20 protein-coding genes are annotated in these 12,547 nt (G+C 39.8%); all 20 read left to right on the top strand.

Annotation, left to right across the window (positions count from 1 at the left end; all coding sequences use genetic code 11):
• Positions 1-223: DUF6061 family protein (locus OCV58_RS10505; RefSeq protein ID WP_154877828.1), on the top strand; the 223-nt coding region annotated here is incomplete at its 5' end.
• Between the two features lie 177 nt (positions 224-400).
• Entirely contained in the window at positions 401-1,078 is a 678-nt protein-coding gene (locus OCV58_RS10500) for a DUF3990 domain-containing protein (protein WP_267312901.1), read from the top strand.
• Positions 1,059-1,727: a helix-turn-helix domain-containing protein gene (locus OCV58_RS10495; RefSeq protein WP_154877811.1), complete on the top strand. Its 669-nt coding sequence runs from the start codon at positions 1,059-1,061 to the stop codon at positions 1,725-1,727. Before OCV58_RS10500 ends, OCV58_RS10495 begins: the two co-directional genes overlap by 20 nt.
• A 320-nt stretch (positions 1,728-2,047) precedes the next feature.
• Positions 2,048-2,419, top strand: coding sequence for a hypothetical protein (locus OCV58_RS10490; protein WP_154877810.1), 372 nt, complete (start codon positions 2,048-2,050; stop codon positions 2,417-2,419).
• A gap of 193 nt (positions 2,420-2,612) precedes the next feature.
• Positions 2,613-3,554 (top strand): helix-turn-helix domain-containing protein, encoded by a 942-nt coding sequence (locus OCV58_RS10485; protein ID WP_154877809.1) that lies wholly within the window; start codon positions 2,613-2,615, stop codon positions 3,552-3,554.
• Positions 3,555-3,620: 66 nt separating this feature from the next.
• The gene (locus tag OCV58_RS10480; RefSeq protein ID WP_267312900.1) at positions 3,621-3,794 is read left to right on the top strand and encodes a hypothetical protein; all 174 of its coding nucleotides are present in this window, start codon (positions 3,621-3,623) and stop codon (positions 3,792-3,794) included.
• A gap of 89 nt (positions 3,795-3,883) precedes the next feature.
• Positions 3,884-4,234, top strand: coding sequence for an imidazolonepropionase (locus OCV58_RS10475; RefSeq protein ID WP_154877808.1), 351 nt, complete (start codon positions 3,884-3,886; stop codon positions 4,232-4,234).
• Positions 4,231-5,085: an IS3 family transposase gene (locus OCV58_RS10470; RefSeq protein ID WP_154877807.1), complete on the top strand. Its 855-nt coding sequence runs from the start codon at positions 4,231-4,233 to the stop codon at positions 5,083-5,085. Before OCV58_RS10475 ends, OCV58_RS10470 begins: the two co-directional genes overlap by 4 nt.
• A gap of 60 nt (positions 5,086-5,145) precedes the next feature.
• Positions 5,146-5,574 (top strand): hypothetical protein, encoded by a 429-nt coding sequence (locus tag OCV58_RS10465; protein ID WP_267312899.1) that lies wholly within the window; start codon positions 5,146-5,148, stop codon positions 5,572-5,574.
• 238 nt (positions 5,575-5,812) lie between these two features.
• Entirely contained in the window at positions 5,813-6,124 is a 312-nt protein-coding gene (locus OCV58_RS10460; protein WP_154877806.1) for a helix-turn-helix domain-containing protein, read from the top strand.
• Positions 6,125-6,129: 5 nt separating this feature from the next.
• A complete protein-coding gene (locus tag OCV58_RS10455; RefSeq protein WP_267312898.1) occupies positions 6,130-7,137 on the top strand; it encodes a radical SAM/SPASM domain-containing protein in 1,008 nt (335 codons plus the stop codon).
• The gene (locus OCV58_RS10450; RefSeq protein WP_154877804.1) at positions 7,125-7,400 is read left to right on the top strand and encodes a PqqD family protein; all 276 of its coding nucleotides are present in this window, start codon (positions 7,125-7,127) and stop codon (positions 7,398-7,400) included. The genes OCV58_RS10455 and OCV58_RS10450 overlap by 13 nt, the downstream gene beginning before the upstream one ends.
• A 2-nt stretch (positions 7,401-7,402) precedes the next feature.
• The gene (locus tag OCV58_RS10445) at positions 7,403-7,525 is read left to right on the top strand and encodes a hypothetical protein (RefSeq protein WP_267312897.1); all 123 of its coding nucleotides are present in this window, start codon (positions 7,403-7,405) and stop codon (positions 7,523-7,525) included.
• A gap of 67 nt (positions 7,526-7,592) precedes the next feature.
• On the top strand, positions 7,593-8,783 hold the full coding sequence (locus OCV58_RS10440; protein ID WP_154877803.1) for a GNAT family N-acetyltransferase: 1,191 nt from the start codon (positions 7,593-7,595) through the stop codon (positions 8,781-8,783).
• A 2-nt stretch (positions 8,784-8,785) separates the two neighbouring features.
• Positions 8,786-9,709 carry an amino acid--tRNA ligase-related protein gene (locus OCV58_RS10435; protein ID WP_267312896.1) on the top strand — a complete coding sequence of 308 codons (924 nt, stop codon included), beginning with the start codon at positions 8,786-8,788 and terminating at the stop codon, positions 9,707-9,709.
• Between the two features lie 3 nt (positions 9,710-9,712).
• Positions 9,713-10,510: a prenyltransferase/squalene oxidase repeat-containing protein gene (locus tag OCV58_RS10430; RefSeq protein WP_154877801.1), complete on the top strand. Its 798-nt coding sequence runs from the start codon at positions 9,713-9,715 to the stop codon at positions 10,508-10,510.
• Between the two features lie 3 nt (positions 10,511-10,513).
• Positions 10,514-11,752: a B12-binding domain-containing radical SAM protein gene (locus OCV58_RS10425; protein WP_154877800.1), complete on the top strand. Its 1,239-nt coding sequence runs from the start codon at positions 10,514-10,516 to the stop codon at positions 11,750-11,752.
• A 19-nt stretch (positions 11,753-11,771) separates the two neighbouring features.
• Positions 11,772-11,990 (top strand): hypothetical protein, encoded by a 219-nt coding sequence (locus OCV58_RS10420; RefSeq protein ID WP_154877799.1) that lies wholly within the window; start codon positions 11,772-11,774, stop codon positions 11,988-11,990.
• An 11-nt stretch (positions 11,991-12,001) separates the two neighbouring features.
• Positions 12,002-12,361: a hypothetical protein gene (locus tag OCV58_RS10415; RefSeq protein WP_154877798.1), complete on the top strand. Its 360-nt coding sequence runs from the start codon at positions 12,002-12,004 to the stop codon at positions 12,359-12,361.
• A partial coding sequence (locus tag OCV58_RS10410; RefSeq protein ID WP_267312895.1) for a hypothetical protein occupies positions 12,358-12,547 on the top strand: 190 nt, incomplete at its 3' end. The genes OCV58_RS10415 and OCV58_RS10410, both read left to right, overlap by 4 nt.

Genomic DNA, 12,547 nt, shown 5'->3' with positions numbered 1-12,547 from the left:
ATATAATTTCGATAACTGCTGTGTGGAACTGAAATTCGCCGATGGCAGCATGATTGCGATTGATACTATCGCCGTGGAGAACGAAGTTGCCGACAATATGTATCAGCGGTCAGAGCTGGACTATCTGATTTACAACGCTCCCTTGGAGTATGCAGACCTTATCTTGAACGGAGACCCCGAAGCATATTTGAAAGCAGTAACAGAATATAAACCACTTGATTAACTGTATTTCGCCCATCTCGACCGCAATATGTTGTCGGGATGGGCATTCTTGCATTTATGGGTAGATTGATAAAATTGCAAATACTTTATGAATTTTTTCAAGAACATATTGACTCAGTACTTCTTTAGAAGTATAATGTGGTTACGATAACTCTGAGGAAGTATGGAGGAAATAAAGATGAGCAAACTAATCCTGTATCATGGTTCTCCTGACATTATTCAAGTACCTGTGTTTGGAAAAGGCAAATCATATAATGACTACGGAAATGGCTTTTATTGCACCGAGCACTTGGAACTTGCAAAAGAGTGGGCTTGTACTGAAAACATGGATGGATACGCAAACAAATATGAAATTAATACTGTCGGTCTCTCGGTTCTCAATCTTTCTTCTGACGAATATACCATTCTGCATTGGCTGGCTTTGCTGATGAAATATCGCAAGTTCCGTGTGTCCACGCTTATTATGAAGCGTGGTGCGGATTGGTTAAAAGAGCATTTTCTGATTGATCTGTCGCCCTATGACGCTGTTGTGGGCTATCGTGCGGACGATTCCTATTTTTCTTTTGCAAGAGCGTTCGTAAATAACGAAATTTCACTTACTCAGCTTTCCTATGCTATGCGGCTCGGTAAACTCGGTGAGCAGTTTGTTTTGAAAAGCCCTGCCGCTTTTGAAAAGATTCAGTTTGTTTCATATGAGATTGCAGATAATACCGAGTATTACGCAAAAAGAAAAGCTCGCGACGATGAAGCAAGGGCTGCTTTCCGTGCAGAGCTTGAACGAGACGATTTGGAAGGTCTGTATATGAGAGACATTATCCGTGAGGAGGTGCAGCCGGATGATCCACGCTTACGATAATCAGTATCTTGATGATGCTATGAAGTGCCTGGGCGAAGCTATGGACTACGCCGCAAATGGCTGTCAAATGAACATGGATGATTTTCTGAACCTGTTTATTGGCACAGGCTATGCGGAACAGTTTGCCGCCGGTGTACCTAAATATGTATCCGGTGTATCGGGCACAGAGCTTGTGATGGATGTGCTTACAAAGTCCGGCGCCGACATAGACTTTCCGCAAGCACAGATTGACTATGATTATTCGCCGCAATATTGGTGTGGTTGGATTCTTGCTTACTATCAATGGTACACTGGACGGAGTTTTAAGGAAATACAGAAGCATATTACCATGCAGGAAATTGAAAAACTCTATCCTACTTTGCACGAAGCATCCGAAAAGAAGTTTGTTGATACCATCAATCGTATGATACGCAAAAAGAACCCGCCAACTCGCTTACAGGCACAGCGTAAGATCAGCGGTTATTCGCAGAGAGAGCTTGCAGAAAAGGTTGGTGTCAATCTTCGTACCCTGCAGCAGTATGAAATTCGTGCCAAGGACATCAATAAAGCTGCGGGAGGTACGCTTCTTGCTCTTTCCAAGGCACTTGGCTGCCGAGTTGAGGATTTGTTAGAGTACGACAGCAGCGAAATTGAGGATGCGGATGAATGAAGCAGAATAAGAACGATATATATACGTTAATAGATGAGGAGTATTTATCTAAATTTTCTTTTAATCATCACGCTTTCATGAAAGATTATGGGCAGTTCGGATACCACTTTTTTTCCTTCGCTGGAAACAATAGATTTATTTACATTTTTCCTTTATAATGATGATAATATCGTTTCTTTCGGTTCGATTCCGATGTCAATCGTAAAAATTTGAAAAAATTCAAAAAATTTTTGAGAAGTTGGAAAAAACGAGCCTTCTCGTGCCCTCTGTTATAGAGGGGTATGAAAATCCCTCTTAAATTTTGCTTTGGAGGACACGATATGAGCTTTAACGGTGATTGGGAATATTACAATCAAGACTACTTAAAAGAAAAGTACGAAAAGAAGATAGCCGGGGAACTTCCGGACCATCCAGTGAGGAAGATCTATTGCAAGGGCTGCGGCAGGGTGTTTTATACGAACATTGAAACTAAGAAATACTGCCTGTATTCCCTGTGCGGCAATCGGGGTTATCAAAAGGAATTGAAGTGGCGGCGAAAGTATGCGAGAAAAGACCGCATTTGCCAGCCCTACGGTAATGCCTTTACCCCGAAGCGGTCAGATGCCAAGTTCTGCTGCAATGCCTGCCGACAGAAATCATACCGTGGAAGCGTTACGGATACGGTAAGTGGTCAAAATGACCGCTTACAATAACCGTAACGAAAATAGAAACGGCGTTACAGATACATCAAATGGTCTCAGAGCACACTTAGTTAAACGTAACGAAAAGTCCGAAGATGAGACTTTTCACTTTCAGCAAAATTGTTACGGATAAGGCAAGTTACCAAGTTGGTAACTTACACTATCCGTAACGCAGTTGCAAATAAATCGAAGGGAGATAAACCACATGAGCCTGCGCTACAGCTTCTTCGCCGTCGTACCCGATGGCATTATCGAAATACCCCAAGGGAGTAACCTTTCATGGCTGACGCTGTTCTATGCGCTGCCAAGAGAGCTTGTCGAGAAATATCCCCCTGCGCTGTCTTTGCCGAGAAACATCTATGAGTTGCTTGACGATCCCGACAGCATGAAAATCATTGAAAACGATATGTTCCTGCTGCTCGTATGGGACTGCTTTGCGTGGTCTGCGTGGCAATTCTTCCAAGTGCCGAATAAAGACAGCACATACAAGGATGTTCCCGGTAATTGGAAGAATTACTCCGGTGACTTTCCTCTTTGGCGGCTGTCCTATGAAATCATCAAGCATTTCCGCAAGAAGTTAGAGACGGAAATGGATTGGAGCTTCCAACGGCTGTTTCTGATGGACAGAGATGACGAGCATCCCTGGCTCACTTATCAGCAGTTCAGTAATTTGATCGGCAATCTCACGGACATGATCGTTGCCGAGGAAAACTGGCAGCCAATGATCGATGAGTTCTGGAAAAAACGCAATCCCGATGATTACAGTGGCTCCAGCGTCCACAAGCGGGACTTTAACCGTTCGTGGTATCATGACAGAAATCACAAGCACCTCTCTATCGAAGAAATCGCAGAAACCGGCGCTATGATCGACGGCGAAATGCTGTTCGACATTCCAAACCCCGAAGCGGAGTTTGAGACAAAGGTGCTGCAAAAGATTGGCATTGAACAGTTCGAGCGAAGGCTGACGGAGCAGGATAAGCAAATCCTGCGGATGCGAATGGAGGGCAGCTCACTCAAAGACATTGCCGCCGCTGTGGGTTTCAAGACACCGAGCGCAGTCAGCAAGCATATTGAAAAGATTGCCGGTACGTATGAGGATTATGTGTCCGGTGAGTATGGCAGTTTTTTGGATAAACACACCAAATAACAATTTGCTCATGAAGGCAGTCACGAAAAACGTGGCTGCTTTTTTGATGCCCGAAAGGAGGATTTTATGACCAGAGAACCCTTTGAAACTATGCCCGATGTGATGGATGCCAAGCAGCTTGCCAAAGCCTTGCAGATATCCAAAGTGGGAGCATACAACCTTTTAAGCGACACGAATTTCCCGACCCTGCGTATGAACTGCCCCAATTTGTACGGACAGTACAAAAAAGCCCCTATGTAGGAAATTGAACAGGTCCAGTAAAAACGGACAATAGAAAAACACACCCCCTTATGGTAGAATAAAAGAAACTACCGTAAGGGGGAATTTTTATGCCACGAGAATACAGACATATGAAGCAATATGAAAAAGAAATATTAGAACTCAAAGCAAAAGGACTAACGCAACGAGAAATAGGAGAACAATTAGGATTTAGACAGAGTCAGGTAAAGGAATTTTTTAAGCGATATAATAGAAACAAACGCAAGTTAGCTTCCGGAATAGCGATCAAGCCGAAAGGCAGACCGAGAAAAGATGGAACAGAACTACCACCATCCATTCAGCAATTAGGTAAGCTTGCGCAGTTACAATACGAACTTGCAAGTAAAGAAAGACAGATCAAGAGATTAGAAATGGAAAATGAGCTGATGCGGGATTTTCTCTCGCTCACCGAAAGGAAGTGAGAACAAGCGTAAAATATTTAGTGATCTATCGTCATAAAGAGAAATATTCAATAAGTGAAATGTGTAAATTTTTTGCTGTGTCCCGAAGCGGCTACTATGACTATATAAAAAGGATGGACATTCCGGCAAAAGATTTGCAATTAGCCAAGCTAATACAGGAATGTCAGGCAAAGTGTGGCAAGACCTATGGATACCGTAGAGTGCATATATGGCTGGAACGGAAAGAAATACACTACAATCCAAAGACAATATTGCGGGTAATGCAGAAATACAATCTTCTGTCCGTGGTCAGAAGAAAGAAATACCGCAATTATGGAGAACATCTGCATAGATACCCCAATCTGCTGAACAGAGATTTCAAAGCAGAAAGACCAAATCAAAAATGGGTTACGGACATTTCGTATATAAAGACGGCGCAAGGCGTATTGTATTTGTCAATCATTCGAGATTTATTTGACAACAGCATAGTATCCTACAAGACCGGAACAGAGCAGAATGTAGAACTTGTTTTAAGCAACATTCGCGCGGCTAAGAAAAAAGAGAAGGTCACCGCAGAACTGCAACTCCACAGTGACCAAGGCTTTCAATACACATCGCATCAGTATTTTAAGCTAACTCAATCATACAGCATAACGCCATCTATGTCAAGACGGGGAAATCCGTATGACAATGCTTTAGCTGAAAATTTCTTTTCGATCCTTAAAACAGAGTGCATTTACCGTGCCAAACTCAACACCTATGAGGAGGCGCGCCTCCTCATAGGTGAATACATCCATTTCTACAACAATGAACGAATTCAGCTTAAAACAAAACTGACTCCACTTGAAAAGCGAAGTCAGTATGTTGCTTAAAACCTGATTTTATCTACCATAGGGTGTTTTTGTACTGTCCGTACAAATTGGGGCAGTTCAGTGCTCCGGACGAAGAATGTATCGCCGGAGCAATTTCTATTTGAAAATCGCTGTTTTTCGCAGCTCATGAGCCGAAAAAAGACCCCCAAAAAGCCCTACTTCGTTACACTTGAGCAGAAAAGAGCCATTATGCGAACAGGAGTGCCAAAGGAGCAAAAGACCACGGATATTTCCTTTGACAAAAGCATAAAGATTGTTTATATCCGCACCCACAACACCGACCTAAAGAACCGCTTGACTGCCTTTTCGGAGAAACACCCCGACCTCTGCCGTATGACCGAGGATGATGCTGACATCGGTTGCATGTCCTTTGAGATTGACAAGCGGCGTTTATCCATCCGTCTGACTGTCCCCTACACCGAGGAACGCAGAAAGAATGCCAGTGAGTACGCCAAAAAGAACGGCTTCCAGAGTAAGCCGGAAAGCTGATAGACAAAGGCTACGGTCAAAGCAACGGGTTTAACCCCGTTGCTTTGGATGTGAACTTACAAAGGACACAAAATACATTCAATTATTGCAGAGGAATTATGAGGATAAAATCAACAGTCTCAGATGGGTTTAAGTGCAAATTCACAGAATATTTACAAATCGTCGGCATCAAATCACATGAAATGTATTTACTTTTTACATTTCGCGTGTTATACTAATATTAAATTGGAGGTAGAGTATGGATAACGATGGAATTATGGAGTGCATAGATTTGATGTGTGACACTCTCCCTCAATTAAGAAATGCATTAAACCTAACGCAAGAAGATTTTTCCAAAATAATAGGTGTCTCTCGACAATCAGTTATAAACATGGAACATAAAGAGAAAAAACTTACAAGGTCTATCATAATTTCAATGGTATCCTTCTTCTCTTTAAGGGAAAAGACGGCAGAGATACTTCTTCAAAGCGGATTGTATAACAATACTTTTGTTAAAAACATAGGTTTTTCTGAAAGTGTCGTAATCAAAATACACGAATGGAGCAAGTAGAAAATATGAAGAAAGAAGAATTCTATTTTCAATGGCATTTTATGAATAGCTGTAACTTGAGATGTGCTCATTGCTATCAAGAAGGCTATCATTACGAAGACTTACCATTGGATAAATTATTACAAATTGGGAACCAAATCACAACTGCTTTAAGAAAATGGAATATGTTGGGCAGAATATCTCTGACAGGAGGAGAGCCTTTTTTAAGCCCACATATACTTACATTGGTTGACTTTTTGGAAAAATCAGACGAAATTAAACAGTTTGATATTCTAACAAACGGAACCTGCATAACAGACAAACATATTGCAGCTCTGGTTCAGTCCAAAAAACTACATCAGATTCAAATCTCGCTGGATGGTCCGATTGAAGAAATTCATGACGGAGTTAGAGGAAAAGGAACATTCCGAAAGGTTTTGGAAACAATTAAGAAACTGCAAGCTAATAATATCGAGGTTTCCTTTATGTTTACCTTGATGCGTCAGAACAAGGAATATGCTTTGCAGATTATTGATTTTGCAGAGCAGTGCAATGTAAATGCGGTAACAGTCGAGAGAGTCACTCCTTGTGGACACAGTAGTTTGGACGACATTCTAAGCAAGGAAGAAATCAAGTCCATTTACGAAGGAATTACAGTGCGTGCGAATGAAATAAACTCCAAACTCACTGTAAGACGCTTGCGTCCTTTGTGGATCAACACAGCACATCTGGACTGCACCGGCAATGAAAAGATAGGCGGTTTTTGTCCAGTCGGACTGACTTCATTAGCTATCCTTTGGGATGGAACTGTATTACCGTGTAGACGCCTGGAAATTCCTATTGGAAACATTCTCGAAGATGGACTATTTAAAATTTGGTATGACAGCGATATTCTGTGGCAAATAAGAGACAAAAACAATTTGAAGGGAAAATGCCACGGGTGCGTTAATGTTGAGCGCTGCGGTGGATGCAGAGCGATTGCTTATGCAACTACAGGTGATTATATGGGGGAGGACATTCAATGTTGGATTTAACGAAAAAGTTTCAGCTCAAAGAAGAAATTGTATTAAGAAAAATTGACAGCAAGTGCTGGGCGCTAAATATTGAGAACGGTAATCAGTATCGTCTAAACGAAGTTTCTTATCTTATTTTGGACTCGTTTAGAGATGCATCTACGGTCGAGGAAATGATTGCGATTGTAAAAAAAGAGTATGCGGTTGATAAGGAACGATTGATTGCAGACTGTTCTTTGATGATTCAGACTGCTGTCGATAAAAACATTTTGAAGGAGGTTTGACCATGAAAGAGTATTCTGCACCTATCATTCTGGAAGAAGACGAAATGCTTTTCACTAAGGATGTTTGGGAAAACTTTAGTGAAGGTAATTGGTGCTTCGGTTGCACAAATTGCAATTGCAACTAAACCGTAATGAGAAGGGGGCACTCTTGCATAAAGAGTCCCCCTTCTTGTGCATGGAGGAGGCAAAGAAATGAGAATTATTGATGCACATATGCATATAGGTTTACAGTCCTTTTGCGACAACGAAAATAGCGAGTTTCAGTACGACCTCTGTTCCACATACGACGAGATCATCGAACTGATGGATGCCAGTGATGTTGATATGGCTATAATTTTGCCCATTCCACACAAGGACTTTAATACTGTAAAAGCAAACAGCTATGTTTTTGAAGCCTATCAAAAACATTCAGATAGACTAATCCCCTTTTGCAGAATAGATGAACATTTGGAAGAAAATATCGAGAAAGGCTTCCGAGGGGTAAAATTACATCTTCTTTATGAGGAAGTAGATATAAAAAATATTAAGAAGGAACTTCAACAAATAGAAGATGCTAACATCCCTATTATTATTCATGCGAAATTTGCAAATAAGGTTAAGCAGGTCGAACAAATATTAAAATACGCACCTAACCTCAATATCATTCTGGCTCATATGGGGAGAGGACACCTATATACCGGTGAGCAAACGATTGATAATGCATTAGCACTTAAGAAATATCCTAATGTGTATATGGACTTATCTACCGTCGGTGATTTGCAGTCGATAATCAATGTATGTGAAATTCTTGGATATGACAGAGTGATTTACGCTTCAGATTATCCATTTGGAAAAAATTGTTTGGGCGAAAAATATAGATATACCGATGAACTCAATGCCCTCAAGAAAAACTTAAGCCGTGAGCAGAGTGAGCTAATCTTTCACGAAAATATAGAAAGATTGCTGGGGTTGAAAAACGATATCTATGTTCGCCGAGCAAAAAAGGCAGATGTTGAATCTGTCATGGATATGTTTAATTCGATAAACAGCGAAGACCAAAAATTCTTAGCTTATGGCAATAAAGCGTCACTGATTAGACAAATCGTCAGAAGTGAAAGGCATTGCTATGTTGCTGTGTATGAAAATAAAGTTGTCGGATTTTTGCGTGAAAGTGGACGTCCGGAAGGTTATTCTTTATTGGAAGAAATACTTGTTCTTCCGGAATGTCGTGGCAAAGGTGTAGCCACTAAATTGATAAGTCATTATCATCGTGCTTTTCATAAAAATATGGCGAAAACAAATGCATCTAATCATAAAATGATAAATATGTTAAGTAAAAACGGCTACATAGCTGAAAACCCAGATGCTCCCAGAATAATTAACTGGGTGAGAAACGGAGAATAGATGTGAATACAGACAATGCATATTACTGGTCGATAACAGAAACAAAAAGGCAAGCTGTTCTTGTGAGGAGCGAAATAGAAAGGTTGACAAGTAAATTCTTTTTCGATAGAGATTTTATTTTTGTTGAACCACCTGTTCTCCATGAGGCAATCGCAAACAAGAAATCGGAGATTTATATTCCTCTGTATAATGGAAAGTATTCATTGTCGTCCAGCAATGCATTGTTTATGGGTATGTATGCCTCTGAATTTAACAAGGTATTTACTATATCGAAATGCTTCCGTGACGAAAGTGACACCTTGAATCATTTGGTAGAATTTGACATCCTGGAGGTGGAGATGTTGAATTGCACCATGGATGATATGATACAACTGATTCAATCCTATTTGGAATTTGTTTTGGATCAACTGTTGGAATCTTCCTCCATAAAATCATTGTCCGAGCTGACCGCAAGGATAATGAAGTTAAAAGATGAACTTACTCCTCACATTATGACATACGATGACTTTGTATCGAACCTATCCGGGGATGATTACGATGAACGCACAGATATTAGTGATGTAGATTATTTAGTGTCGAAGCAACTAAAGGAGATTGTAATAATCGTCGATTACCCTACCAGGTTTGCTACATGGACTTCTAAAAATATAGGAAACGGAAAAAGCATCACAATGAATATTTTACTGCCGGAAACATATGGAGAACTATGTGAAGGTTGCGAACGAACCAATGATGTTGAACTGCTTCAAAATAAAATACGCCTTGCAAAGGTGGAGCCAATTCAATGGTATGTTGATTCTGTAAAAAAAATCAAGACAGATCGATGTGGCTTCGGATTAGGAATTGATAGACTTGTGCGATGGATTATTGGCGCAGACCAAATTCGTGATACACGCTTTTTTCCAAGAGTAAAATCGGAGGACTAAATAATGTCAAAATACGAAAATAGAGCGACAATGTCGCTATTGAATATGTGTAATGAGATGTTCAGAAAGAATATCGAAATTCGCCGCATCACAAAAACCTGTGCTTTACTTCTTATGTCGGGGCTTTCTCCACACGATATTCCCTCAAAAATTATCGATAAATGCCTTGCGTCTCAAAAAGACGACGGTGGATTTATTGGTAATACAGATACCTTATGGAACATTAAATTCTTGGAGTTCTATCCTCAATATGAGACGGAACGCAAGAGAGCAATAAAGTGGCTCGTGTCAGGTAATGGTGATGAAGAAGGATTTGGGAGAAGCAAGCGAGATATGCACCGAATCCCCGTAACAGGTCTTGCACTTTATTTATTGCCGGAGATTGCAACGGAGAAAAACTTGGAATGGCTGGAGAAGACATGGAGTTCGGAGTTAAGTTCTTTGACCTATAAAGCGGCATATTCGATTTTAGCATTTAACCAAAATAATTATAAACCTACGACAAATGATAAACTTATTCATGAGACGGTTACATGGTTATGCAAGCAGCAGGAAGTAAGTGGAGGGTTTGCTCCATGGCTCAATCATCCTGTTGGGGAAAATGTTTATTGTACAGCCGTTGCGTTGGTCGCTTTAATCAGTATGCAAGATGATGCTTACAGAGAAACCATTAAACGAGGATATGAATATCTGTGCAGAACGCAATTGAAAAGCGGAATATGGGCATATCACGAAATTGAGGATGGTGCTTCATGGGGATTATTTGCATTGACTCAAGCCGAAAAATACTTGGAGGTATAGGCTATGAATGTTCTTGTAATTTATCCGAAGCCAGATAAAGCTAAGAAACCAAGATTTGGTTTTTCTTATGAAATGCTTTTGATCGCTACGATCTTGTCTAAATACCATCAAGTAGGTATTAAGGATTATTCATGTGAGACTTTTGATGAGCATGAACTTATAGAACATGTGCGTAGAGAAGATGTTGATATTGCTCTTGTTGAATGTGACTCTTATGCATTGAAGCGTTCCCAAAACATTTTACACGCCGCAGAAATCATTGATATGTTAAATCAATATACTCACACAATCGCTTACGGAAACTATTGCTATATCACCAAGAAAGATTTTGGCAATGCAAAGCAAACAGTAACCGATAACGAAATTAACAACATCATTGATTTCGTCAATCAGTATGAGAAAAACAGTATCATTCCTCATGTAGAGGCATATGATGAACTTCCGTATATCGACAGAAGTATGCTCTTACCCATTCCATACTATAAGGACAACGAAAGGAACACTCTTTTGCAGACATCTAAGGGGTGTGAAAACACTTGTATATTCTGCCAAAGAAAAGGTTGGCAACATTGTTATGTTACCCATTCAGACGAATATGTACTGGACGAGTTGAAGGTCATTAAGGAAAACGGGTACAGAAATGTGTGGATTACAGATGAGAATTTTACGTTTAATCTTTCCAGGGCGAAGAAATTGCTAAGAAAAATCATGCAGGCAAATTTGCATGAAGACCTCCGATTCTTTATTAGTAGTTGGGCAAACATTGATGAAGAATTTTTGGACTTAGCAAAGAAATGTAATATACGAATTATCAGTTTCGGCATTGAAAGCGGAAACAGTGAAATACTGCAATTTTACAGAAAAAACATCAATATAAAGAAAGTGCCGAGCATTATTCAATATGCTAATTCTATTGGCATATTTACCGTGGGTAATTTTATTATAGGTGCTCCAATGGAAACCGAGGAAACAATCAACGAAACATTTTACCTTATCAGAAATTGTGAGTTTGACCAAGTCAATATAAAAAATCTTGATTATATGATAGGGTCTACTCTTTATGAGTCTCTTGATGATGAATTAAAAGTAAAAGACCATGTATTTGCTTGTATTGAAAATGGACTAAATAGATTTAAGTTAGAAGACATAAAAAAGATAAAGGATACTTTCTTATCGGAGTATTACAAAGCTCATCGAACAGCCATTGAGCAAAAAATCAGACTTTATGGCACACCGTTTTAAGAAAAGGAGACAGCGGAAAATGAAACTATTGGGATGGCTGAAAAAGAAGAAAGCAAAAAAAGATGTGAAAGTGCAAACAGACAAAGATGATAGAGATGTTTGTCCGGAGTGTGGCGGAAAAGGTTACAGAATCAACGATAATCACTATTTAGCAGATAATGATTACGAACGCCGATATTCGAGTTGTAGGAGGTGTAACGGTACAGGTCGCTACCACTCCGATACCGATAATTGTTAGGGAGGTACTACATGAAAACTATGAAAGGACGAATTGTTGAAATCGAAAAATATCAAAGTCGAGCAACCTACATAAAACAAGGGGTAAAGGGCTATGACCAATATAAATATGATAATTATCCCGGAGGAAATGGAACATATGTTACTGGTGGAGAATATCTTGGTACCGTATTGGAAGTGAAGGTTTTTATTTATGATATTAACTGCTGTAAAACTTTTGATGTTTATGATGATGTTCTAAGTTTAGCCGGGAAGAAAAAGATTTCATCTCAGTTGCTTGCAACCATAGAATCTCATAAGGGTGATAAAGTTGATGTTTATACCGATGCCGGTAGAAACTTTAATTTTAATGCGAGCATTCTATTAAAATGAAAATGACTAAGCCAAAGGCGATCAACCGTAAAAAGTTGGTCGCTTTTGCTTTGCTCGTTTCCAATAATTCATTACATACCGTTGCCCATCCTGGGATAAGGTACAATAAGTTTCGCAAAAATAAAAAGAGACATGGCTTGCAGAACTCTGGTAGAATGAAGTCGCGACACACCATTCTGAAAGGAG

This window comes from Megasphaera stantonii, assembly GCF_025567065.1.
Taxonomy (GTDB): domain Bacteria; phylum Bacillota; class Negativicutes; order Veillonellales; family Megasphaeraceae; genus Megasphaera; species Megasphaera stantonii.
Note: the sequence above shows the minus strand (reverse complement) of the source record. Positions and strands in the feature narration are given on the sequence as shown.

What these genes read in the sequence shown, in the direction of transcription:
- OCV58_RS10420 (WP_154877799.1), top strand. Translation starts at nt 11,772, where the DNA reads ATGAAACTATTGGGATGGCTGAAAAAGAAGAAAGCAAAAAAAGATGTG.
- OCV58_RS10460 (WP_154877806.1), top strand. Translation starts at nt 5,813, where the DNA reads ATGGATAACGATGGAATTATGGAGTGCATAGATTTGATGTGTGACACT.
- OCV58_RS10415 (WP_154877798.1), top strand. Translation starts at nt 12,002, where the DNA reads ATGAAAACTATGAAAGGACGAATTGTTGAAATCGAAAAATATCAAAGT.
- OCV58_RS10450 (WP_154877804.1), top strand. Translation starts at nt 7,125, where the DNA reads ATGTTGGATTTAACGAAAAAGTTTCAGCTCAAAGAAGAAATTGTATTA.
- OCV58_RS10425 (WP_154877800.1), top strand. Translation starts at nt 10,514, where the DNA reads ATGAATGTTCTTGTAATTTATCCGAAGCCAGATAAAGCTAAGAAACCA.
- OCV58_RS10490 (WP_154877810.1), top strand. Translation starts at nt 2,048, where the DNA reads ATGAGCTTTAACGGTGATTGGGAATATTACAATCAAGACTACTTAAAA.
- OCV58_RS10500 (WP_267312901.1), top strand. Translation starts at nt 401, where the DNA reads ATGAGCAAACTAATCCTGTATCATGGTTCTCCTGACATTATTCAAGTA.
- OCV58_RS10430 (WP_154877801.1), top strand. Translation starts at nt 9,713, where the DNA reads ATGTCAAAATACGAAAATAGAGCGACAATGTCGCTATTGAATATGTGT.
- OCV58_RS10485 (WP_154877809.1), top strand. Translation starts at nt 2,613, where the DNA reads ATGAGCCTGCGCTACAGCTTCTTCGCCGTCGTACCCGATGGCATTATC.
- OCV58_RS10445 (WP_267312897.1), top strand. Translation starts at nt 7,403, where the DNA reads ATGAAAGAGTATTCTGCACCTATCATTCTGGAAGAAGACGAAATGCTT.
- OCV58_RS10475 (WP_154877808.1), top strand. Translation starts at nt 3,884, where the DNA reads ATGCCACGAGAATACAGACATATGAAGCAATATGAAAAAGAAATATTA.
- OCV58_RS10495 (WP_154877811.1), top strand. Translation starts at nt 1,059, where the DNA reads ATGATCCACGCTTACGATAATCAGTATCTTGATGATGCTATGAAGTGC.
- OCV58_RS10480 (WP_267312900.1), top strand. Translation starts at nt 3,621, where the DNA reads ATGACCAGAGAACCCTTTGAAACTATGCCCGATGTGATGGATGCCAAG.
- OCV58_RS10440 (WP_154877803.1), top strand. Translation starts at nt 7,593, where the DNA reads ATGAGAATTATTGATGCACATATGCATATAGGTTTACAGTCCTTTTGC.
- OCV58_RS10455 (WP_267312898.1), top strand. Translation starts at nt 6,130, where the DNA reads ATGAAGAAAGAAGAATTCTATTTTCAATGGCATTTTATGAATAGCTGT.